Source organism: Patescibacteria group bacterium (assembly GCA_038065255.1).
In the GTDB taxonomy this organism is placed as follows: domain Bacteria; phylum Patescibacteriota; class Patescibacteriia; order JACQRZ01; family JACQRZ01; genus JBBTRI01.
The window spans coordinates 36,005-57,684 of sequence record JBBTRI010000004.1 but is presented as its reverse complement, the minus strand read 5'-3'; the positions used below and the strand labels follow the sequence as shown (position 1 = coordinate 57,684).

Sequence of the window (21,680 nt, the reverse complement as noted above, 5' to 3'; positions counted from 1 at the left end):
AAAGAATACCTATGCAAAAATCGGAACAAATTGAAATTCGCGGTGCTCGCCAGCACAATCTCAAAAACATTAATCTTGATATCCCACTCCAATCCCTAACGGTTATCACGGGACTTTCCGGCAGCGGCAAGAGCAGCCTTGCTTTTGATACGCTTTATGCGGAAGGGCAGCGGCGGTATGTTGAGAGCCTCTCTGCCTATGCGCGGCAGTTTTTGGGTGTGATGGGTAAACCCGATGTCGATAGTATCAGGGGATTGAGTCCTGCAATTGCAATCCAACAGAAAAAACTTTCAAATAATCCGCGATCAACAGTCGGCACCGTCACGGAAATCTATGACTACCTTCGCTTGCTCTTTGCGCATGTTGGAACGCCTTTCTGCCCAAATTGCGCCAAGGTTATCCGCCCGCAGGATGTGCAGTCGATGGTGAAACATATTATTAAAGAATATGCAGGGACGCGTATACAAATTTGTGCACCGATCATTCGCGGTAAAAAGGGAAGTTATGATTATTTGTTTGAACAGTTAAAAAAACAAGGCTATACACGCGTACGTGTTGATGGTGTGGTATACAATCTTCACACAGAGTCCATTTTACTGAGACGTTACGCACAACATACGATTGAGGTAGTCATAGACCGCATTGATATCCATAAAGATGAGCAACAACGCATTGCCGAGGCGCTTGAAGCAGGGCTCAAAGAAGGTGGAGGATTTGTCTTGCTTCTTATCACAAAAAAAGAAGGAGAGAAAAAAATCGAAGAACGGATGCTGAGCAAACATAAGGCATGCGTTGATTGCGGTATTAATTTTCCCGAAATGAGTCCACGCATGTTTTCATTTAATGCCCCCCAAGGAGCATGCCAGGAATGCCATGGGCTCGGTGCCATTCAAGAATTTGATGAAGAACTGATCATACCGGATACTTCAAAATCGATTCTTGATGGAGGTGTAGCCCCATGGAAATCGTCAACGCTCTGGGTGCCGCGCTCGACTCTGCGCGCAATCTCAAAGCATTACCATATTGATATCACCATGCCGATAAAGTCCATCCCAAGAGATGCTATTCGCGTGATTCTATGGGGGGATGACGAAAGCGGGTATGAAGGTGTCATACCCCAACTTAAGCGGATGTATGCAAAAACAGACTCCGATGAACGCCGTGAAGGAATAGGGCGCTACCTGAAACACACTGAATGTCCTTCATGTAAGGGCAAGCGTTTGCGAAGTGAAAGCCTTTCGGTAAAGATTGATGCAAAGTCGATTATTGATGTTACGGATTTGCCGATCAAAGAATGCAGCGATTTTCTTTTCTCACTTGAATTAACGGAGGCACAGAAAAAAATAGCGCATCAGGTGCTTAAAGAAATTCAAAATCGTTTGACCTTCCTTCTGAATGTCGGACTGGAATATCTTACACTTGGCCGTATGGCAGGCACGCTTTCCGGTGGAGAGGCGCAGCGTATTCATCTTGCTACACAAATCGGTTCTGAATTGCGAGGTGTTCTTTATATTCTTGATGAGCCGTCAATTGGCTTACATCAGCGTGATAATGCAAAACTTATTGCTACACTCAAGGGATTGCGGGATATTGGGAACACGGTAATAGTTGTGGAACACGACGAAGAAACCATGCGAGCTAGCGACCACATCATAGATATTGGACCGGGAGCTGGTATGCACGGCGGCAGTATTGTTGGGCAAGGGAGTATAAAAGAAATCATACGATCAAAAAAATCGCTTACCGGCAGCTACTTATCAGGGAAAAGCAGTATACCTTTGCCTACTAGTCGGCGCATTCCACGCGGATATATTACGGTTAAAGGTGCAAGCGGTAATAATCTTAAAACCATTGATGCGGCTTTTCCACTTTCTGTTTTTGCATGTGTAACGGGAGTGTCGGGGAGTGGAAAGAGTACCCTGGTAAACGATACGCTCTATAATGGCATTTCAAAACATTTTGGTTTCTCGCCCGAAGCAATCGCGCCATGCAACCGTATTGAAGGCCTTAATCAAATAGATAAAGCAATTATCATAGATCAGGATCCTATCGGCCGCACACCACGATCAAATCCCGCTACGTACACAGGTGTTTTTACGTATATCCGTGATTTGTTTACCGAGACAAAAGAATCAAAAATGCGCGGCTACCAGCCGGGACGGTTTAGTTTTAATGTTGCAGAAGGGCGGTGTGGCAATTGCGAAGGCGATGGCGTTATAAAAATAGAGATGCATTTTTTACCTGATGTGTATGTTACTTGCGATGTGTGCAATGGCAAGCGGTACGACGATGAAACGCTCTCCGTTACGTATAAAGAAAAAACGATTGCCGATGTTCTTGCAATGAGCGTGGAAGAAGCATTGGTATTTTTTAAGCCGATACCCCGCATTCATAATAAACTTCAAACACTCTATGATGTCGGCTTGAGCTATATCCAGCTTGGACAAAACGCCACAACGCTGTCAGGAGGCGAAGCACAGCGCATCAAGTTGGCAACAGAACTTTCTCGTCGTGACACGGGGCGTACCGTTTATGTTCTTGACGAGCCAACGACAGGTTTGCACTTTGAAGATATTCGCAAGCTTCTTGATGTACTCAATCGCTTGGTTGAGAAGGGGAATACCGTTATTGTCATCGAACACAATCTCGATGTTATCAAAACGGCGGATTATATCATTGATTTAGGCCCCGAAGGCGGGAAGGGCGGAGGGGAAATTGTTGCAAAAGGAAAACCTGAAGAAATTGCGCGAGTCGAAAAAAGCTGGACTGGGACGTATTTGAAACACGCGTTAAAAAAATAATCCATGTCACTTGTATTGTTAATAAGAAGTAAACATATTCCCCATTCTCCCGGGTGCTATCTCATGATAGATGCTGGAGGCCATATTATCTATGTTGGCAAAGCAAAAGACTTGAGAAAACGAGTTGCTTCCTACATGCATGCGCGTGATGAAAAAACAACTTCGCTTGTAGCTGCAATTTCTGATATTGATTTTATAGCAACGGATACGGAAACAGAAAGTTTTTTACTCGAAGCGCAGCTGATTCAGAAATATCATCCGCGATATAACATCGATTTGCAAAGCGGGGGAACGCGGTATGCGTATATCAAAGAAACACATGAATCGTATCCAAGATTTGTCATTGCGCGCAAAGTGACGCGTGATGGGAATTTTTTTGGTCCCTATGTTTCTGCGTCAGCGCGCAATGAAGCTCTGCGACTTATATATTCGTTATTTCTATTGTGCAAAAAGCCAAACACGGGAAAACCATGCTTTCGCTATCATTTGGGAATATGCAGCGGCGCATGCATACGCGCGATACAACCCGAAGAATACAGGCAGAGCATTGAAAGTGCACGAACGTTTTTGCGTGGCGACTTCAAGCAGCTTGTCGCACAACTCCAGCGTCGCATGGAAGATGCCGCAGATAAGCAGCTTTTTGAAAAAGCAAAAATCTATCGTGATCAAATTGCGGCATTGCGAAGTATTGAACAGCAAAAAGTTGCCCGGCCATCACAGTTGAATCAAGATGTATGCAATTATATTGTTTCGGGCGATGTGTTGTTGATACAAGTATTCCATTTTCAGAAAGGTGTAATATCGGGCAAAAAAGAATTTCGTTTTTCACTGGGCGAGTATCCGCTTTCCGAACGTGAAATTTTCCAATCATTTCTTGAACAGTATTATATCGGAAGTTCCATACCGCATGAGATCGTGATTCCGGGCGAACCAGTTAACAGAAAGGAATTAGAAAAGTATTTGAGTGTACGTACCGGACATGGAGTCAAATGCATTGTTCCGCAGAGAGGAATAAAGAAAAAGCTTCTGGACATGGTGAAAAAGAATCTTACCCTGAAACTCACTGAGCATGGCGACCAATTGGTTGAATTGCAGAGATTGTTGCGCCTCGAACGTTTGCCAATGACCATTGATTGTGTTGACATATCCACGTTATCAGGTGTCCAAAGCGTTGGTTCGCTCGTGCAGTTTGTCAATGGCAATTCGGTGAAATCAGGGTACCGTAAATTTATAATAAAAAATGTTGAAGGCATGAATGATTTTGCCATGATCCATGAGGTGATTTCCCGTTTTGCAAAACGCATTAAGGAAGGGAAGGAACAGCAACCCGACCTTCTTGTCATTGACGGAGGAAGGGGGCAGTTGAATAGCGCCAAAAAAGCACTTCGGGAAGCCGAATTGGAATTGCCAACCATAGGACTCGCAAAAAAACTTGAGGAAGTGTATGTCGCATGGGCGCCAAAACCCCTGCGTATTTCGAACCGCAGTGCGGCATTACAGCTTCTCATGCGCTTGCGCGACGAAGCGCACCGCTTTGCCATTACCTTTCAGCGTAAGCGCAGATCAATAAAAAAACGGCCGATGTACCGTTCATAAGTGATACAGCGACCATAGGCCGGGATACTCTGCCAGTTCCTGCGTGGAACGCTTGACATGCACCGATGTATGTCCCTTGAGGCCTCGTCCCCAGCCGAATGAATCCGCAATTTCTTGGAACGTCCAGCCTGCAAAGTAGTACAAATAGAGCATTGTTTTTCGATCGAGCGGAAGTGATTCAAGAGCATCCATTGCGGCAAGAAGGCGTGTTTCATTCGCAACATCATCTGCCAATAGTTCATCCGGACCGGGAATGGCTATCTCTGCCATTTCGTTTCGCACATCATCTTCGATGCCAACACTTTCATGTTGGTGTTTTAGGGCATCAAGCATAGCATTCTTTAGGCTCTGAATTACAAATGCGCGAACGGATTGTGCGCGAAGAATTTCTTTGTTTGTGAGAAGATGTAGAAGTTTCCCGTGTCCTATGCTGGTGAGTTGGTCCCTATTCCATGAATAATCAATATGCAGGCTCGTATAGACCTTATTTATGAGCGGATAGAGTTCGGTGGCAAGGGCGGCGAGTTGTGAAGTATTCGGCTTCTGATGATAAGCGACAAGAAGTTCGCGTAATTGATTATTTGCCAGCATGGTGAGCTAAGAGTATATCGCGGTCAATGCATATTCCTCTCGGTGTTTGTTTGATTCCGGGAAGGAGGAGCGTTTTAGCGGCAAGTGCATGAACGTACTCACTCCAACCAAAGAGATGGTCATAGCCCTTGAGTTTTCGGAATACCTCATACTTAAAACTACGAGAGATAAGCGATGAAAGAAATGCATGCGAGTGCGCCATGCACGGCAGAGCAGCTACAAGCGAATCTGCATAGTGAATAGGCTCAATTCTTAGAAGATCGAATATGCTGATGCGTTTAAGTTCTTCAGGAACATCGCCATTTTCATGATTGCCATCTGTGCCCATTCGCATATCTTGGGATGACTGCTGGTACGAAGGCATATATTCAAAGAGATTCAGATGTGCAGCAATGCCGATGATCATACCGATATAGAGTCGTGGAGCGCGCATGCCATAGCGGGCATTGAAGTCTTCATTGCATGCGATGAAATCAAGTAAATCGATATCTAACATCTCCAAATCATAGCGGTTGCAATAGTTGGTATAGCGGATAATGAGTTTAACTAATGCTAGGCGCATGCCATCCCGATCCCAAAGAGCATGAGTACCAAGCACCGTACTTGGCTGATTTGTGAAGTGCTGCGCAATACCTCTGGCAATATCTACAAGTTCGTATGTCATGGTCGAATTGTAAGGAACAATACTGTTCGTTTCATCAATGTGATATTAGAAAATACCCGCAGTATGTCAAGTGTGCACTTGTATTTTTTTTAAGGTTACTTATTATTGACTTACTGTACATTTCATCATGAGTATGACGAATGCTTCGATTGTCTATCCCTTCGCACATGAAATAGAACTACGCCCCGGAATGGTTGTTATGGCCCATCGTGACCGCATTGAACGTTTCGCAGGCCAACCGCGCATCTATTTTGATCCCATGAAAGTTCGCGAAAAGGGATTGAGTATGAAAGTGCATGGCCAAGAATCGAGCTTGATTACACTAATCGTTCAGAATAATCCCGATTATCGTCTCGGCCTTATTGATGGCGAATGCCGTTGGCAGGGATCATTTCTTGAAGAAGTTAATATTGAATGGCTTCGCTGCGAGGTTCGGGGATTCATAGAAGACATCGACGATGACGAACGCTTTGAGAGTTCTGCGATTGCCAATTTCTGCCGGGATGGGCACACTCCCATGGAGCATGCTCGCATGGTATTGCGGATGAGCTCTCGGCTTGTGGACGGCAAAAGCAGACCCAGAAAGATGATTGCTCAAATGTTCGGAAAGTCAGTTGGATGGGTCGATCAGCATCTAAGCTTGAACAATCTTCATCCTGATGTTCAACACCTTCTTGAACCGTCAACCCCGGAAGACAAGCGCCTGACGCTTTCGAATGCGATCCTTCTTACAACTCTCGATCATACGGCACAGAGTTTTCTTGCGACAAGAATTGTTGGTAAGCGCCAATTCGCTGCACGGCACGATATCATGAAATATCTGGAAAGCGTACAGGGTCACGCCACCAAGGCAGCTGCAGAACGCGGGCCAAAGGATAATTATGATATTATGAGGAATCTCATCCGTGACATAGATGAGCGCTCAGGAATTCTTCTCGATATTAAGAGCGCTACACTTGTCCGAATGCTCGAGGGACGAAAAGTATGGGAGTGCGAGTACTTGCTTGAAGCAGGGAAGAGAGCACAAGACAATCTTAATGAATTACTTGAAGCAATCGGAAATGCGAAAGATGTTGTTGACAAGCGCGAAGCGGAAAGTAGGGCGCAACAGCACACGCAATAACCGGCCATGGAATCGCCGGTTTTTTTATTTCAAAAAAAAATAAAACCAGCGGTTAGTGCTGGTTGTTGGGTGGATGATCTTGGTATTCAACAAAGGCAATTCCTATCGCATACGTGCCACCTACTCTGCGCGCTCTTTCTGTCGCTTCAATTGTGCTTTTGACCATGCCAGCCATTGCATGGGGGCACCAATCAAACCATTGAGCCATAATGCTGGCAAGTATGCGCGCACGCGCTTTGTCAATCGAGGAGAGAAGCTGTGCGTCTTCGATTGGCGTACCCGGATTATTCAGAAACGTATTGAATCGCACGACATATTGCATGGAGTCAGTGACAGGCGGAGGGAAGGAATCGGGGCCTCCAAACATGCTTTCCGCTTCAGTGACGCGATCTAATGGAACATGAAGCTCTGCGGCAATATACTCTTTGGGAAAACCGAATTCAAGGAGCGAGCGTACACAGACGTTTGTCTTTATCTTCACATCAAGAGGATCCTGAATTTTCATCTTTTTTGTACTTTCGAAAGTATAGCACAAATCATGAGAATTGTCTAGGGAGTCGCATCCCGTATTTTAGATTGCAGAATGTGGGGGTCTTGACAAAAAGGCAAAAATGTGCTTAGATAGGGATGTCAAAAAGAGAGATGAGAGAAGAGAGTAAGATTGTAGTTCCTTCAAAAGATACACTAGATACACTATTCGAACGCGAATACACCTTTACTTTTAGACTACCGCCATTTCTTTGGCTACCTATGATAGTGGTTGTTATGGCTGTGGTGTTTTGTGGATTATCTTTATTCTCAAATAGAGGGGAATCAACAAAGTACAACAATCTCCCCGTGAAAGAGATTGTATTTCTGGGTCCCAATGCCAAAGAGCTGGGTGCGCAAGTTAATAAGATCCTGAATGATCACCGCACACAAGTACCGACGGGGTCCATTACTCTGCATGGAAACCTTATGTGGCTGAAGACGCCCAATGGCCCACAGCATTATGGACTTGCCGTACAGTTTAATGACGGGAGCGGTATTTATACAGAATGTCCAGTTGCTGAAAAGAACCATGACAAGTATATTTGGCATGTTGCCGAATTGCTTATGAAGTGGGTCCCCATGGACCGCTCGACGCGCTAATTCCGCGTCTTTTTTTATATTCTCTGGCGTGATACACCCCCATTGTGATACTCTATAAGTACCTATTATTAACCATGTGTTCTTATGCATAGACTATTCTTTTTTATTGGATTTATGAGCGCCCTTTTTCTTTTTTCTATCCAAGAAGCGGATGCGGCGCGTTTTTGCAACGGGTCTTCAGAACCGAAAACCGAAGTACAATGCTATGACGAAGAGGGATTCTTTTCCGGATCTGCCGTCATTGAGCAGGGTACGAAGATACTTTTTAGAAATGATTCTAAAGAAAACCTTAATGTGGCGTCAGGTAGCCATCCAACCCACGATCTCTTGTCTGATCTTGATTCAGGAATGATTCTTCCTGGCCAGTCATGGTCATATACGTTCAAGAAAAGGGGGAGTTGGGAGTACCATAATCATTTGCGGCCCGACCATGAGTCCGACGTGCTTGTTGTAAAGAAGAAGGAACAGGATATCTTTAGAACAAAGGTGCCCCAGCTTCAATCGGGACCTTTACCGAAAGCATTGTCAGAGAGAATGCCTAAGCTTCCCAAACCATCAAAAAAATACGGCATCAAAAAAGTGGTTGCGGCGGGAAAGGCAGAGGTAGTGTTGCGCACTCGCAGACTTGATGATGCGATGAAAAGCGCTCGTTATTTAGGACTGGAAAATCTTATTCAGCCGCTTACAGCCGATCTGGAAAAAGTTCGTGCAATTGGAAATAGAATTGAACAGGCAAAAGAGAGATCCGCAATCGAATTGGCTGTGCGAGAGCTTATTGCTCTCGGGATTTTGAGTAAGCGCATACCAGTATTTGAACTCCAGAAAGCCAGCACTCAACTAAAGAGTACACTGGAAACCTATGAGGATTTGGCACTCCAATTGGAACCATCCCTCAAGTGGCAGGATGGAGATGAGGAAAAACAAGATCTCCAAGACGCACTTGCTGATATAAAAGAAACAATCACCAATCTTGATGATGATATTGATGAATTCCCGAGTGTTCCCCCGGGAAGCATTCGCGGAGTCTATGAACGCATCGTAAAAGACATAAAAAATACAGGCAAAACACTTCAATCATTGATACAATCGACCAAAAATCTCAATTCAAAACAGAATACGTCAAAAGGGTTTGATGATCTCACGAGTGGACGCGCATGCGAGCAGTCGCGGGCATCGAGCTATCAAACACTTGATGTGATTTGTTATAAAGATGAGGCGCATGACTTCTGGAATTACGGCAAAGTGGGAAAGAAAGTCTATTTTTATAACGCATCATCACACGATCTATGGATTGCGGCAGATCCACATCCGACGCATACTTCAGTTCCTGAATTTAACTCCTTAAAAAGCATCGCGCCGGGATCGTATTTTGAATATACGTTTACCAAACCCGGGAAGTATTATTACCATAATCACTTAAAACCCGAACGGACAATGAAACTCAAAATCTCAACGAGCGATACGATAGAAATCGAAGCTGAAGACATGGAAAAAATGCAGCCGCAATTTATGGCGCCAAACATGAAATTGACGCCGTAGCATATTGCTAAAATCGCCTCTATCGTATACAGTCTGATCCATACTATGCCGCAAAAATCCTACACCATCACCACGCCGATTTATTATATCAATGACAAACCCCATATCGGGCATGCATATACCACGATCATTGCGGATATTTTTACACGGTACCATCGCATGAAGGGTGAAGACGCATTTTTCCTAACCGGTACGGATGAGAATAGCCAGGGGAGCCTTGATGCAGCTCTTAAAAGTGGAGAAACAGACATTCAGCGGTTTATTGATGCGCAATCAGCGTTGTGGCGAAGTACGTGGGACAGTTTAGATATCCTTTATACGGATTTTATTCGCACCACTGAAGAACGGCACAAACAAGGGGTAAAAAAGTTTTTTCTCGCCGTCCATGAAAAAGGCGACATCTACAAAGGAACATACACAGGTCTCTACTGTACGGGATGCGAGGCGTTCGTGCGTGAGAGTGATTTGGTGAATGGCAACTGTCCCAATCATCCGTGCCCGCCCCAAGAAATCAAGGAGGAGAATTATTTTTTCAAACTGACAAGCTATCGCGACCGCCTTCTTGAGCATATTGATGCGCATCCTGATTTCATCCAGCCGGTAAGCCGCCGTAATGAAATCCGCAATTACATCGAACATCACATGGAAGACATTAGTATCTCGCGACAGAGTGCGAAGTGGGGAATCCCGATTCCTATTGATGAGTCCCAGGTCATCTATGTCTGGTTCGACGCGCTTATCAACTACCTCACGGGTGTGGGGTATGGATGGAATGATGAACTGTTTGGTAAACATTGGCCTGCGGATATGCATGTGGTTGGCAAGGATATTATCAAGTTTCATTGCGCTCTCTGGCCTGCAATGTTGATGGCTGCCGGCCTGCCGCTTCCCAAAAGAGTATTTGCGCACGGGTTTTTTACTATCGATGGACACAAAATGGGCAAATCAATGGGCAATGCAATCGATCCTGTTGCATTGGCGCAAAGTTATGGCAATGATGTGCTTCGCTACTTTCTGGCGCGTGAGATTCCCTTCGGTTCAGATGGTGATTTTTCCTTTAGTCGTCTTAAAGAGCGCTACACGGCGGATCTTGCGAAAGGTTTGGGTAATTTTACGAGTCGCGTAGCAACAATGGCATCGCGAGAATATAATTCTGCTTCGCCGGTGTCTCTAGATAGCGAGGCAAAGGATGCAATTGGAGAGTGTTGGAATGAATGGACGCATGCAATGGAAGAGTATCACCCCGACGAAGCGCTCAGTGAAGTATGGAATCTCATATCATTTGGCGATAAGTATATCGAGCAGCAAAAGCCGTGGGCGCTTTCAAAAAGCGATAAAGCCCGCTATACTGCTGTTATACAAACGCTTGTAGAAGTATTGCGCCATATCAGTGTAATGGTCTATCCGTTTATGCCCAAAACAGCTGAAAAAATATGGGAACAGCTTGGCATCGGAGAACAACAGCGATCACTTACATGTGAACAATCACGCACGATCAGCAGTGTCCCAATAGAACATATTACAAAGAGCGAAAGCCTTTTTCCACCATTGCCATAACGAGAGCATATGTCTTTCAACCCCGACGTTATTATCCTCATCATCCTTGCCATTTTTTTCCTCATGGGGTTTGTCCGCGGATTTATTAAGCAAATCGGATCGATCGCCGGATTTTTCCTTGCTCTATGGATTGCTGCAACATACCACCCTGCCGTTGCAGTCTATCTCAAACCATCATTCTCCCAGTGGCAGATTATTGCGCAACAACTTTCGGTAGTTGCGGCATATGGCCTTTTATTCTTTGGCACACAATTTGCATTTGGCATTGTTATAAGCATTGCGGACTACATGTTTCGTATTTTTTCATTTGCGCCCTTCATGAAGTTTACCAATAGGCTGCTGGGTGGCATTATTGGCGTACTTGAAGGAGTGTTATTGGTAAGTGCAACCGTTTTTCTTCTGCTGCATTTTCCTTTTTCGACAAAACTTACAGAGCAATTAAAGCAGTCACCATTTCTGCCGGTAATTAATACGGTGAATACCATGCTTACACCGCTATTGCCTGATGCCTCAAAGCTGCCACAGGGATTGCCGAGTATTATTGATCCGAAAAATATTAACCTTGATCAGCTAAAAAATATCGATCCCAGCAAGTTGAATATTGACATGAATTCAAAAGAGTACCAACAGCTTAAAGGCTTTTTGGATGAAATACTTAAAGAACAGGAACAATCAGCAAAGAATTCAAAAAATTCAAAGTCGGAAAAGGCAGCGCCTTCTGAAAAGAAAAAATAGCTGAATCGTATGCCACTCAGACTTATTGATACGCATTGTCAAATTCAGTTTCGACAGTACGATGTAGATCGTGATGATGTTATTGCTCAAGCGCAGAGAAGTAACATTGGCATGATTATTGTCGGCTGCGATTACGAAAGCAGCGCTGCCGCTATCCAATGTGCGGAATCAATCGGCGCGCATACATGGGCTGCCGTGGGTCAGCATCCTAACGACTCTAGGGAGGTCTTTGAGTATGAAAAATTTTTTCAGCTAGGAGCGTCTTCATTCAAAGTTGTTGCAATAGGGGAGACAGGACTTGATTGGTATCGATTGCCGGAAGGAATTGATATTCAGCAGGAAAAAACTCGTCAGCAGGAGCTTTTTGAACGGCATATTGCACTATCAAAAGCACTTTCAAAACCACTTATTATCCATAGCCGCAATACTCACACAGAAATTATCGAGATACTTAGCAGTTCATTTGGTGAGTGGAAAGAAGGGGATAGCGAGCGGGGCGTGCTGCATTGTTTTACCGGCACTCTCGAACAGGCGGAGGTGTATTTGAAACTGGGTTTTCTTATTTCATTCACCGGCATTATCACGTTTGCATCGCAGTACGACGAGATTGTCAAAAATCTTCCCTTGGAAAAATTGCTTGTAGAAACAGATGCGCCCTATTTAACTCCTGTGCCATTTCGAGGAAAGCGCAATGTTCCTATGTATGTTGAATTCGTTGTAGACAAGGTCGCATCATTACGAGGCGTATCTTCTGAAGAAGTGGCACGGCAAACGACAGAAAATGCCAAACGGCTTTTTAGGTTGGAATAAAAAATGCCGCTCAATGTGAACGGCCGGGGTTTTGTTCTGTTGCAAATCCCAATTGGGCAAAGATGCCCGGGAGTTTTTTTGACATATCCATTTTAAGGCAGTAGGCCTGTGCGCCTGCCTCACGTATTTCTTGTCCCGACATCCCTGCGGCTGAAAGCATAACAATAGGAGCTTGAATATCGAGCGTGCGAAGTTCGCGCGCGATGGCTAGGCCTTGAGATCCGTCAGCAAGAGTGCCATCCATTGTGATAAGGTCGGGTTTCTGATTGGCAATGGCAATGTATACTTCTGCTTCATTCCGAGCGCGCACGAGTTTGCTGATTGGAAAAAGAACAGTGAATAATTTCCTAATCCCAAGTTCCCATATCATATCATCGTCCTCAGCTACTAGAATACATTGGGGAATAGAGGAATTCATAAAACAAAGTATTGCATTATAGTTAGTTATTGTCAATGGCATCAATTGCAAAAAATGCCTATAGGTGGTATACTATACTATATGAAGACATTTCAAATGTCCTTGTTAGTTTTTATAAAAACCTCTTGAATGTGGCACAGAATGAACAAAATAAACAATTTCATGCGCTTGGCATAGCGCTTGAAATGGGGTACTTCATTGCATTGCCGCTTGTTGGGTTTGCGATTCTTGGTGCATTTCTTGATTCTACATTCAAAACAAAACCACTTATTCTGCTTATAAGTATTCTCTTTGCAATTGTGATTTCAACGGTGCTTGTGTATCGCAAAACAAAAGAAATCCTTGATGATACATCTAATTCGCCTTCAGATAAAAAAGAACTATGAATATCTCCATTAGCGCAGAAACACTTTTTCATATCGGTTCGTTTCCTGTTACGAACAGTATACTGATTTCGTGGATCATCATAGTTTTTTTGTGCGTTGCGGGATATGTCATAACGCGCAAGCTTACGCTCGTGCCGAGGGGCGCTCAAAATATTGCAGAGGTTGTTATCGATTTTTTGTTTGGGATTGTTGAAGGCGTCATGGGCAATAAGGAACAGACCAAAAGATTCTTTCCTCTCATTGCAACTATTTTCTTATTCATCATTCTCACAAATTGGACGGAGCTTTTACCCGGCATGGGATCTGTGGGGCTTTGGGAAGAACATGAAGGAAAGCGAATTATTATACCGTTTATTCGTGCGAGTGCGGCCGACCTTAACTTTACTATCGCATTATCCCTTATCAGTGTTATTACTATTCAGGTGGTCGGCGTCATGAGTATTGGGTTTTCCAAATATATTTCAAAATTTTTAAATTTCAAAAGCCCCATAAGTTTTTTTGTTGGGATTTTGGAACTGATTTCAGAAGTGGCAAAATTGGTGTCATTCTCTTTTCGTTTGTTTGGCAATATTTTTGCCGGAGAAGTGCTTTTGATCGTGATGTACACGCTCGTGCCGTATATTGTACCTCTGCCGTTTATGGCGCTTGAGTTGTTTGTTGGCTTTATCCAGGCATTGGTGTTTTCCATGCTCACGATCGTGTTTATCAAAATGGCAACCGAAGAAGCGCACCACTAGACTATCTATCCTCGCGCAGTTTACTATCAAGCATGATTTTGATAAGCGACTGGTAGGGAACATCGCGTTTTTGCGCTCGAATCTTAATCTCTTCCAGCATTCCCTGTGGCAGACGGAGAGAAATAGTTTCTGTTGAAGGTTTGAGATTTGGGAATCTTGTTTTTTTTGCTTTTCGCCAATCAATATACTGAGTTGAATCGTTGGTTTCCCAAAACTTTCGTTCCGCAGCCTCACTTTTGAACGATGATATTTTTTTATAGAGCTTCTTCATATATTTTCCTTAGTGAAGTAGACAAAATAGAGGTGCGTTACGCTGACCCCCTCTATGGTTCTGTCGGTTGTGCTGTGTTTGGTGCGATAACCTCTTTCTTTACCCTCGCAGCTTCTACGAGTAAAGGAGTGATTACGTGGCCATGGTTTGGTTGGATCTTTGTAGCTTTCATACTGTTAGGTCTTATAGGTATGGCTATTTTTGCTGCATTAAATTTCATACCAGAGCAGAAGCTACGATCATCTACTCGAAAGGACCTTGAACTGAAAAGAAATGCGCACCCACTCTATAAGCGTGCGGTACTTCTTGAGAAAGCGGTATCCGATTACAAATTCCATCTAGCTCCTCGCTCTCTAGCGAGGTTTTTTATTGACAAAAGGGGCATTTTGGTGTATAATGGCAATCGAGATGATGGAAACCATCTATACTTGTTCATTGATACATCAGGGTTCAACCATTCGCATCATTCTGCCGGTTCGTCAGCGCAACCGCCTTCGGTCGACATGTTTTCGCCAGAGTGGGCAGCCGCTTGCAGGAAATTTCTATCGGTGGAAATATGACAACCAATTTCTTACCGACTCCTTTATCCTCTCAGAGTTGGTTGATGAAGCGCTAGAAGTGCTTTCTAATAAGCCCGATCCCTGCGGTACGTGGAGTGTTGAAATCGAGTACCCATCCTATGTTGGCTGGGCTTCAGCCGTACACCTATTCGATATCCCCTTTGATATAGAAGAATTTAATCCGAATAAGTGGACACGGGCATGGCGCGTAAAAGACCCAACAGTTCCTGCTCCACTGACGAAAACACTTACGGTCATTTATAGTCTAGAGCAACCCCGTTTTGATGGGGATACTCCCGCGATGATTATTCAGTCTATGTATCCCGGTTCGGATACTCCGCTAGGAACTCATGATAAGCTCAGAGATATCGATTGTCACGAGGCAGTATTTTTCCCCTGGGAGAACCCCGGTTCAGTAGATGAGCTCAAAAACGAGCAAGCAACAAATCCTTCAAGATAGGTATTCACCTCCCTCGCTACTCACAGCGAGGTTTTTTTATGCACTTACTGACCTTTCCTAATCATCTTAACGCTAAAGCCTATGATTTTTGCCGCCTTCTCGTTCTTCGCCTCAAAAAATCCTCATCGTATCTACGGATACAATTGCGGTTTTTTGAGGCTCCAGAATATCGAATCCGACTCAAAATCATACATTTTATCAGTTAAGATGATTAGGAAAGGTCAGTAGACCTGTTGACACCTTCAAAATGTGCGCTACAATAACGACATGCCATGAAGATTTATTTCGTGCATCGTGTTTTTATTATTAAATCCAGAGCAGATATGCCGGAAAATTTAGAGCTTGTAAAAGCTTCAGTAGAATGGGCTAAAGCATTGGGACCGGGTCTTGCCATGGGTCTTGGCGCTATTGGTCCTGGTATTGGTATCGGGTTATTGGTAGGTAAAGCCCTTGAGGCAATCGGTCGCAATCCTGAAGCGTCAGGCAAGATCCAGACGGTCATGATTTTGGGTATTGCGTTTACCGAAGCTATCGCCATTTATGCGCTTGTTATAGCGCTCCTTATAAAGTTCGTTTAACTTTTTAGTCATACACCATCTATGGAAATCCTCACATCACTCGGTGTTGATTGGAGGTTGCTTGTAGCCCAACTTGTCAATTTCGCAATTCTTTTTTTTGCCCTGTACAAGCTCTTGTATAAGCCCCTTCTTGCATTGCTTGAAAAGCGCACTGCAAAGATCGAAAAAGGGTTGGCAGATGCCGATGCAGCTGAAGAGAAGCTGAAACTCACCGACCAGACCTATAAGCAAATCGTTCTCAAGGCAAAGAAAGAAGCAGAAAAGATTTTGGAAGAAGCATCGGCATTAGCGGAGCAGCATCGGCAAGAAACAGTGAAGCAAACTCGTGAAGAAGTGAAGCGCGTTGTTACTCAGGCCAAGACGCGCATAGAACAGGAAAAACAACAAATGCTCGAAGATGCAAAAAAAGATATTGTTGATCTCGTTGTGCAGGCATCTGCATCGATAGCACAAACAAGCGGTGAAAAAAAGATTTCAAAAGATCTTGCTAAAAAAGCCGTTGATCGGCTCAAAAAAAACGTATGAAGATAGCCCCCCAGCGATATGCGGAAAGCCTCCTTGCTCTGGCAAAAGGCAAAACACATCAGCAGATTGATACCATGATACATGAATTTGTATCTTTTTTAGCTAGGCAAGGATTGCTTCGAACGGCAGGTGCGGTAGCACGATCGTTGCGTGATGTCACAAGTCGCCTCGAGGGCTCTGTTCGCGTAACTATTACAACCGCAAGCCAACCCACTGCCAATGAAAAAAAGATGTTCGAGGAAATGATCCATGCATCATACGGGAAAAAGAGCAATATTTCCTTTACTGTCGATGCGGATCTCATCGGAGGATTCAGAGTGAAAGCACAAGACCTTGTCGTCGATGCTAGCGATGCGGGACGCCTCCATGCATTACGTCGCCATTTACAAAAAAGTGCCCATGCCTAACTGAATACGTTATTATGTCATCAGAATATCTCATACAATCACTTCAGAAGCAGCTTGAATCTTTCAAAAGCGATCTACAGGTCCAAAAAGAAGGTAATGTTATCGAAGTAGGGGATGGTATTGCAAAAATCTCCGGGTTGGCAGATGCGCGTCAATCGGAAATGCTTGAATTTCTTTCCCATGATGGTTCAACGGTTATGGGTGTCGTACTGAATCTTGAAGAAGATACTGTTGGCGCAATGATTTTGGGAGATTTCAGGAGTTTAAGAGAGGGCGATCGCGTAAAACCTACGGGACGTATTCTGGAAGTTCCGGTAGGTCCCGGTCTTGTGGGTCGTGTTGTTGATGCTCTTGGAGCACCTATTGATGGGCAGGGGCCCATTGCTACGGATACCTTTTATCCTATTGAAAAAATCGCTCCGGGTGTTATCACGCGACAATCGGTACGGCAGCCGCTCATTACGGGCATAACGGCAGTAGATGCAATGATACCAATTGGCAGAGGGCAACGAGAACTGATTATCGGCGATCGCCAAACAGGCAAAACTGCCGTGGCGCTCGATGCCATCATCAGCCAAAAGAGTGAATATGCAAAAGGCGCTCCCGTATTCTGTATCTATGTAGCAATAGGACAGAAGGAATCTAAAATTGCAAAAATTGTTTCACGCCTTTCCGAAGAAGGCGCAATGGATTATACAGTAGTGGTACTTGCAGGTGCATCCGATCCGGCGGCCATGAGTTTTATAGCTCCCTACGCAGCATGCGCAATGGGAGAATACTTTATGGAACAGGGTAAGGACGTACTTATTGTCTATGATGATCTTTCCAAGCATGCGGTTGCGTATCGCCAACTTTCGCTTTTATTGCGTCGACCGCCGGGGCGCGAGGCATATCCTGGCGATATTTTTTACCTCCATTCACGTTTGTTGGAGCGCGCTGCAAAACTAAATGCTGACAATGGTGGCGGTTCATTGACCGCTCTGCCTATTATTGAAACGCAGGCAGGCGATGTATCTGCATATATTCCCACAAACGTTATTTCCATTACCGATGGACAAATTTACCTGGAAACAGATCTCTTTTACCAGGGCATACGCCCCGCTTTGAATGTTGGTTTGTCGGTGTCTCGTGTCGGCTCATCTGCACAAACAAAAGCGATGAAAAAAGTTGCCGGCCGTCTCCGTCTTGACTTGGCACAGTACCGCGAACTTGCCGCATTCGCTCAATTCGGATCAGATCTGGATGAAACAACGCAAAAACAAATCAATCGGGGTAAGCGGCTTACAGAATTACTCAAGCAAGGACAATACAAACCACGTCCCGTTGAACAGCAGGTTGTTCTGCTGTATGCAGGCGTGAACGGACACCTCGATACAATTGAAGTGGATAAAATCCAAAAATGGGAAGAACACTTTATCAATTATATTGAAAGTGCAAACGAGAAAATCGTACTCCAGTCGATCCGCGAAACTGGCGAGCTTAACGAAGAAACAGAACACCTTCTCAAAAAAGCAATCACAGATTTTAATGCTACGGCACAGCTGTAAGTATGGCAAAAGGTACGCTTGCAATCCGCCGGCAGATCCGATCAATCGGCAATACAAAAAAAATGACAAAGGCAATGGAGCTTGTTTCCGCTTCCAAAATGAGGCGTGCAGTGACTGCGGCTCTTGCAACACGTCCCTATGCAACAACTGCATGGGATATACTTAGTCGCTTGGATCCAAATCATGATGAGCAGCTTCATCCACTCCTTGCAAAACGTCCTGTGAAAACATTAGGCATTGTTCTTGTGAGTACCAATCGAGGGCTTTGCGGAGGATTCAATAATGCACTTCTTGCACAGGTCCAGCGTACCGTAGCTCGCGAGAAAGAATCTGGAGCAACACATACCCTACTTTTTTCTCTAGGCAAGAAAGGGGGAGAGCTTGCTGCTCGCTCCGGGTACACTGTCAAGGCGGATTTTCCAAAAAATGATATCACTCGTTCTATTATGGATGTTGCGCCAATCTCCCATGTTATCAGCGATATGTATATCCGCGGCGAGCTTGATAAAGTCATACTTGTTGCCATGCATTTTGTTTCCTCGGTTAAACAGTCTTCGGTTGCCAAAACACTCCTGCCGCTCGAGGTTGAGGAACACCACAGGGAAGGCACAACAGCAACTTTACCGGTTCTTTTTGAGCCGTCGGATACAGAAGTAATCAAGGCAGTCTTACCTCGTCTTCTGGATGTGCAGATTTTTCAAGCAGTCCTCGAAAGCGAAGCATCCGAACATAGCGCACGTATGCTCGCGATGCACAATGCGACATCATCAGCCTCTGATCTGCTTTCCGATCTTTCCCTCACGTATAACCAAATCCGCCAAGCGGGCATTACGCAGGAAATTGCAGAAATTTCATCTGGCCGCGCTGCTTTGGAATAACACTATCTTACCGATTATGAATTATGATACACACCTATGAATAAAGGAACCATTTCGCAAATCATCGGACCAGTCGTTGATGTTGTATTTGAAGGACATCTGCCTGCGCTTACCCATGCGCTTGTTATCGAAGGTCCCAATGGAAAACTTGTCTGTGAAGTTCAGCAGCATCTTGGCAACAATACTGTGCGTGCAATTGCCATGGGTCCGACGGAAGGTCTACAGCGCAATTGCGATGCAATCGATACTGGCGCGCCTATTTCGGTGCCTGTTGGCAAGGAAACATTAGGCCGTATGTTCAATGTGCTTGGTGAGCCCATCGATGGCAAGGGGGATTTGGAGTCAAAGCAGCGTGTGCCGATCCATCGCGAGGCGCCGCCCTTTATTGCGCAATCAACCGAGAGTGAAGTGTTTGAAACAGGCATCAAAGTCGTAGATCTTATTTGCCCCTTTCTGAAAGGCGGCAAAGTCGGTTTGTTCGGAGGTGCAGGTGTGGGCAAGACGGTTGTAATCACAGAACTTATTCGAAATATTGCCGCACAGCATGGAGGTGTTTCTGTTTTTGCAGGTGTGGGCGAACGTACACGCGAAGGAAATGATTTGTATCACGAAATGCAATCTAGTGGTGTATTGGATAAAACAACACTTGTGTTCGGCCAGATGAACGAGCCGCCGGGTTCGCGCGCGCGCGTTGCATTGACGGCGCTCACGATGGCGGAACATTTTCGTGATTCTGAAAATCAAGATGTATTATTGTTTGTTGATAATATTTTTCGCTTCACTCAGGCTGGCTCCGAAGTATCTGCGCTATTAGGTCGTATCCCGTCTGCTGTCGGTTACCAGCCAACACTTGCTCAAGAAATGGGACAGCTCCAGGAACGCATTACATCAACATATAATGGTTCCATCACTTCCGTGCAGGCGGTCTATGTGCCAGCTGACGATTTGACAGATCCTGCCCCCGCCACGACATTTGGACATCTCGATTCAACTGTCGTACTTTCTCGTGCACTCTCTGAACTTGGCCTGTATCCTGCAGTCGATCCTCTTGATTCCACGTCAACCATGCTTGATCCTGCTATTGTTGGCGCCGAACACTATACTGTTGCGCGCGAAGTCCAGAGGCTTTTGCAGCGTTACAAAGATTTGCAAGATATTATTGCTATCCTGGGTATGGATGAATTGAGCGCAGAAGATAAGCTGACCGTTGCACGTGCGCGTAAGATTCAGCGTTTTCTTTCTCAGCCGTTTTTCGTAGGCGAAGTATTTACCGGTATTCCGGGTAAATATGTGCCGCTCAGCCAAACAATACGGGGGTTCCGCGAGATTCTCGATGGTAAGCATGACGATAAACAGGAACAAACTTTTTATATGAAGGGCACTATTGACGAAGTAGGCGCATAAACACATCAAGTATGCCCACTGCACTTCGTATAATAACGCCGGAACGGATCATCTATGACGGCGAGGTAGACCAGGTAACCATTCCCACACAGAGCGGTGAGATTACCGTACTGCCGCAGCATGTCGGGTTGGTAGGTTTATTGAAATCCGGTGAACTTACGATTAAAAAAGATGGCGAAATAATTCCCATGGTTGTATCCACCGGCATGCTCGAAGTGCAGAATACGCAAATCATTATTTTAGCCGATACTGCCGAGCGCGTGGAAGAAATCATCGAAGAACGCGCTCAAGAAGCGCACAGGCGTGCAGCAGAGCTCCTTACCCAACAAGCATTTGATACAACTGAATACGCAATCATCGCAGCGAAACTGGAAAAAGAACTTGCTCGTTTGCATGTCGTAAGAAAACATCGAAAAAATACCGCGTAGAATATGCTGTATAAGACGCTGTCAACGAAGCAGGTTGTTATTTCTCGTGCAGAATGTTTAGGTTCGAATGAAGTTCTTGATTTGGGCCTTGCATTGGAAAAAAAAATAAAAAAACTTTTTAATAGATCGCTCGCTATTCGAGTGGTTACAGCCGGTTCGACGAACGCATGCGAACAAGAGTTGGTAGCATTGGGGAATGCATATTATGACGTCGAGCGGTTTGGCATTCGTTTTGTTGCATCGCCTCGACATGCCGATATGCTTATTGTTACCGGGCCGGTAAGTAGCAATATGAGAGAAGCTCTCGTGCGGACCTATGAAGCAATGCCAACTCCGAATATTGTTGTTGCGCTTGGGGATGACGCAATTGACGGTGGAATATTTAAAGGATCATATGCAGTGTGTGATGGTGCGCATACAGTAGTGCCGGTACAGTATGCTATTCCGGGAGATCCGCCATCACCACTCACAATATTGAAGTCGCTTCATACCATTCTTGATGACATCTCCCCAGATCAAAAAAATTCGTAACGT

24 protein-coding genes are annotated in these 21,680 nt (G+C 44.8%); 19 read left to right on the top strand and 5 right to left on the bottom strand.

What is annotated here, in order from left to right; genetic code table 11:
- Positions 1–11: 11 nt before the first annotated feature.
- On the top strand, positions 12–2,801 hold the full coding sequence (gene uvrA / locus AAB400_01545; protein MEK7648580.1) for an excinuclease ABC subunit UvrA: 2,790 nt from the start codon (positions 12–14) through the stop codon (positions 2,799–2,801).
- Between the two features lie 3 nt (positions 2,802–2,804).
- Positions 2,805–4,397 carry an excinuclease ABC subunit UvrC gene (uvrC, locus tag AAB400_01540; GenBank protein MEK7648579.1) on the top strand — a complete coding sequence of 531 codons (1,593 nt, stop codon included), beginning with the start codon at positions 2,805–2,807 and terminating at the stop codon, positions 4,395–4,397.
- Here uvrC and AAB400_01535 read toward each other — a convergent pair.
- Positions 4,392–4,988 carry a sigma-70 family RNA polymerase sigma factor gene (locus tag AAB400_01535; protein MEK7648578.1) on the bottom strand — a complete coding sequence of 199 codons (597 nt, stop codon included), beginning with the start codon at positions 4,986–4,988 and terminating at the stop codon, positions 4,392–4,394. The genes uvrC and AAB400_01535 overlap by 6 nt on opposite strands.
- The gene (locus AAB400_01530) at positions 4,975–5,652 is read right to left on the bottom strand and encodes a hypothetical protein (protein MEK7648577.1); all 678 of its coding nucleotides are present in this window, start codon (positions 5,650–5,652) and stop codon (positions 4,975–4,977) included. Before AAB400_01530 ends, AAB400_01535 begins: the two co-directional genes overlap by 14 nt.
- Positions 5,653–5,779: 127 nt before the next feature.
- On the opposite strand from AAB400_01530, the gene AAB400_01525 reads away from it, so the two are divergent.
- Positions 5,780–6,775 carry a hypothetical protein gene (locus AAB400_01525; protein ID MEK7648576.1) on the top strand — a complete coding sequence of 332 codons (996 nt, stop codon included), beginning with the start codon at positions 5,780–5,782 and terminating at the stop codon, positions 6,773–6,775.
- 52 nt (positions 6,776–6,827) lie between these two features.
- Here the strand turns inward: AAB400_01525 and AAB400_01520 are convergent, their stop codons facing one another.
- Positions 6,828–7,280, bottom strand: a complete 453-nt coding sequence (locus AAB400_01520; GenBank protein MEK7648575.1) for a hypothetical protein — start codon at positions 7,278–7,280, stop codon at positions 6,828–6,830.
- 245 nt (positions 7,281–7,525) lie between these two features.
- Here AAB400_01520 and AAB400_01515 point away from each other — a divergent pair, with 245 nt between their 5' ends.
- The 5 genes from AAB400_01515 (at position 7,526) to AAB400_01495 (ending at position 12,547) form a co-directional block, all read left to right on the top strand.
- The gene (locus tag AAB400_01515) at positions 7,526–7,906 is read left to right on the top strand and encodes a hypothetical protein (GenBank protein MEK7648574.1); all 381 of its coding nucleotides are present in this window, start codon (positions 7,526–7,528) and stop codon (positions 7,904–7,906) included.
- Positions 7,907–7,990: 84 nt separating this feature from the next.
- On the top strand, positions 7,991–9,445 hold the full coding sequence (locus AAB400_01510) for a hypothetical protein (GenBank protein ID MEK7648573.1): 1,455 nt from the start codon (positions 7,991–7,993) through the stop codon (positions 9,443–9,445).
- 45 nt (positions 9,446–9,490) lie between these two features.
- Positions 9,491–11,002: a methionine--tRNA ligase gene (metG, locus tag AAB400_01505; protein ID MEK7648572.1), complete on the top strand. Its 1,512-nt coding sequence runs from the start codon at positions 9,491–9,493 to the stop codon at positions 11,000–11,002.
- Between the two features lie 9 nt (positions 11,003–11,011).
- Positions 11,012–11,737: a CvpA family protein gene (locus tag AAB400_01500; GenBank protein MEK7648571.1), complete on the top strand. Its 726-nt coding sequence runs from the start codon at positions 11,012–11,014 to the stop codon at positions 11,735–11,737.
- 9 nt (positions 11,738–11,746) lie between these two features.
- Entirely contained in the window at positions 11,747–12,547 is an 801-nt protein-coding gene (locus AAB400_01495) for a TatD family hydrolase (protein MEK7648570.1), read from the top strand.
- 10 nt (positions 12,548–12,557) lie between these two features.
- Here the strand turns inward: AAB400_01495 and AAB400_01490 are convergent, their stop codons facing one another.
- Entirely contained in the window at positions 12,558–12,965 is a 408-nt protein-coding gene (locus tag AAB400_01490) for a response regulator (GenBank protein ID MEK7648569.1), read from the bottom strand.
- 35 nt (positions 12,966–13,000) lie between these two features.
- On the opposite strand from AAB400_01490, the gene AAB400_01485 reads away from it, so the two are divergent.
- Both AAB400_01485 and atpB read left to right on the top strand, forming a co-directional pair.
- Positions 13,001–13,351 (top strand): AtpZ/AtpI family protein, encoded by a 351-nt coding sequence (locus tag AAB400_01485; protein MEK7648568.1) that lies wholly within the window; start codon positions 13,001–13,003, stop codon positions 13,349–13,351.
- Entirely contained in the window at positions 13,348–14,088 is a 741-nt protein-coding gene (atpB, locus tag AAB400_01480; GenBank protein ID MEK7648567.1) for a F0F1 ATP synthase subunit A, read from the top strand. The genes AAB400_01485 and atpB overlap by 4 nt, the downstream gene beginning before the upstream one ends.
- A 1-nt stretch (position 14,089) precedes the next feature.
- Here the strand turns inward: atpB and AAB400_01475 are convergent, their stop codons facing one another.
- A complete protein-coding gene (locus AAB400_01475) occupies positions 14,090–14,359 on the bottom strand; it encodes a BrnA antitoxin family protein (GenBank protein ID MEK7648566.1) in 270 nt (89 codons plus the stop codon).
- A gap of 396 nt (positions 14,360–14,755) precedes the next feature.
- On the opposite strand from AAB400_01475, the gene AAB400_01470 reads away from it, so the two are divergent.
- From AAB400_01470 to AAB400_01430, 9 genes are all read left to right on the top strand, one after another.
- Positions 14,756–15,379, top strand: coding sequence for a hypothetical protein (locus AAB400_01470; GenBank protein ID MEK7648565.1), 624 nt, complete (start codon positions 14,756–14,758; stop codon positions 15,377–15,379).
- 323 nt (positions 15,380–15,702) lie between these two features.
- The gene (atpE, locus tag AAB400_01465) at positions 15,703–15,957 is read left to right on the top strand and encodes an ATP synthase F0 subunit C (GenBank protein MEK7648564.1); all 255 of its coding nucleotides are present in this window, start codon (positions 15,703–15,705) and stop codon (positions 15,955–15,957) included.
- Positions 15,958–15,978: 21 nt separating this feature from the next.
- A complete protein-coding gene (gene atpF, locus AAB400_01460) occupies positions 15,979–16,482 on the top strand; it encodes a F0F1 ATP synthase subunit B (GenBank protein ID MEK7648563.1) in 504 nt (167 codons plus the stop codon).
- Positions 16,479–16,889, top strand: coding sequence for a F0F1 ATP synthase subunit delta (locus tag AAB400_01455; protein ID MEK7648562.1), 411 nt, complete (start codon positions 16,479–16,481; stop codon positions 16,887–16,889). The genes atpF and AAB400_01455 overlap by 4 nt, the downstream gene beginning before the upstream one ends.
- Before the next feature lie 14 nt (positions 16,890–16,903).
- Positions 16,904–18,436, top strand: a complete 1,533-nt coding sequence (atpA, locus tag AAB400_01450; protein MEK7648561.1) for a F0F1 ATP synthase subunit alpha — start codon at positions 16,904–16,906, stop codon at positions 18,434–18,436.
- A 2-nt stretch (positions 18,437–18,438) separates the two neighbouring features.
- On the top strand, positions 18,439–19,314 hold the full coding sequence (atpG, locus tag AAB400_01445) for an ATP synthase F1 subunit gamma (GenBank protein ID MEK7648560.1): 876 nt from the start codon (positions 18,439–18,441) through the stop codon (positions 19,312–19,314).
- Between the two features lie 36 nt (positions 19,315–19,350).
- A complete protein-coding gene (gene atpD, locus AAB400_01440) occupies positions 19,351–20,718 on the top strand; it encodes a F0F1 ATP synthase subunit beta (protein ID MEK7648559.1) in 1,368 nt (455 codons plus the stop codon).
- An 11-nt stretch (positions 20,719–20,729) separates the two neighbouring features.
- Positions 20,730–21,146, top strand: a complete 417-nt coding sequence (atpC, locus tag AAB400_01435; GenBank protein MEK7648558.1) for an ATP synthase F1 subunit epsilon — start codon at positions 20,730–20,732, stop codon at positions 21,144–21,146.
- 3 nt (positions 21,147–21,149) lie between these two features.
- Positions 21,150–21,677, top strand: a complete 528-nt coding sequence (locus tag AAB400_01430) for a hydrogenase (GenBank protein ID MEK7648557.1) — start codon at positions 21,150–21,152, stop codon at positions 21,675–21,677.
- Positions 21,678–21,680: the final 3 nt, after the last annotated feature.

Bases quoted from the DNA above. Each gene is read 5' to 3' on its own strand.
- AAB400_01475 (MEK7648566.1), bottom strand. From the start codon at position 14,359: ATGAAGAAGCTCTATAAAAAAATATCATCGTTCAAAAGTGAGGCTGCG.
- atpD (MEK7648559.1), top strand. From the start codon at position 19,351: ATGAATAAAGGAACCATTTCGCAAATCATCGGACCAGTCGTTGATGTT.
- AAB400_01485 (MEK7648568.1), top strand. From the start codon at position 13,001: ATGGCATCAATTGCAAAAAATGCCTATAGGTGGTATACTATACTATAT.
- AAB400_01430 (MEK7648557.1), top strand. From the start codon at position 21,150: ATGCTGTATAAGACGCTGTCAACGAAGCAGGTTGTTATTTCTCGTGCA.
- uvrA (MEK7648580.1), top strand. From the start codon at position 12: ATGCAAAAATCGGAACAAATTGAAATTCGCGGTGCTCGCCAGCACAAT.
- atpA (MEK7648561.1), top strand. From the start codon at position 16,904: ATGTCATCAGAATATCTCATACAATCACTTCAGAAGCAGCTTGAATCT.
- AAB400_01455 (MEK7648562.1), top strand. From the start codon at position 16,479: ATGAAGATAGCCCCCCAGCGATATGCGGAAAGCCTCCTTGCTCTGGCA.
- AAB400_01470 (MEK7648565.1), top strand. From the start codon at position 14,756: ATGGCAATCGAGATGATGGAAACCATCTATACTTGTTCATTGATACAT.
- AAB400_01500 (MEK7648571.1), top strand. From the start codon at position 11,012: ATGTCTTTCAACCCCGACGTTATTATCCTCATCATCCTTGCCATTTTT.
- AAB400_01530 (MEK7648577.1), bottom strand. From the start codon at position 5,652: ATGACATACGAACTTGTAGATATTGCCAGAGGTATTGCGCAGCACTTC.
- AAB400_01495 (MEK7648570.1), top strand. From the start codon at position 11,747: ATGCCACTCAGACTTATTGATACGCATTGTCAAATTCAGTTTCGACAG.
- AAB400_01535 (MEK7648578.1), bottom strand. From the start codon at position 4,988: ATGCTGGCAAATAATCAATTACGCGAACTTCTTGTCGCTTATCATCAG.
- atpG (MEK7648560.1), top strand. From the start codon at position 18,439: ATGGCAAAAGGTACGCTTGCAATCCGCCGGCAGATCCGATCAATCGGC.
- AAB400_01510 (MEK7648573.1), top strand. From the start codon at position 7,991: ATGCATAGACTATTCTTTTTTATTGGATTTATGAGCGCCCTTTTTCTT.
- uvrC (MEK7648579.1), top strand. From the start codon at position 2,805: ATGTCACTTGTATTGTTAATAAGAAGTAAACATATTCCCCATTCTCCC.
- AAB400_01525 (MEK7648576.1), top strand. From the start codon at position 5,780: ATGAGTATGACGAATGCTTCGATTGTCTATCCCTTCGCACATGAAATA.
- atpB (MEK7648567.1), top strand. From the start codon at position 13,348: ATGAATATCTCCATTAGCGCAGAAACACTTTTTCATATCGGTTCGTTT.
- atpF (MEK7648563.1), top strand. From the start codon at position 15,979: ATGGAAATCCTCACATCACTCGGTGTTGATTGGAGGTTGCTTGTAGCC.
- atpC (MEK7648558.1), top strand. From the start codon at position 20,730: ATGCCCACTGCACTTCGTATAATAACGCCGGAACGGATCATCTATGAC.
- metG (MEK7648572.1), top strand. From the start codon at position 9,491: ATGCCGCAAAAATCCTACACCATCACCACGCCGATTTATTATATCAAT.
- atpE (MEK7648564.1), top strand. From the start codon at position 15,703: ATGCCGGAAAATTTAGAGCTTGTAAAAGCTTCAGTAGAATGGGCTAAA.
- AAB400_01490 (MEK7648569.1), bottom strand. From the start codon at position 12,965: ATGAATTCCTCTATTCCCCAATGTATTCTAGTAGCTGAGGACGATGAT.
- AAB400_01515 (MEK7648574.1), top strand. From the start codon at position 7,526: ATGATAGTGGTTGTTATGGCTGTGGTGTTTTGTGGATTATCTTTATTC.
- AAB400_01520 (MEK7648575.1), bottom strand. From the start codon at position 7,280: ATGAAAATTCAGGATCCTCTTGATGTGAAGATAAAGACAAACGTCTGT.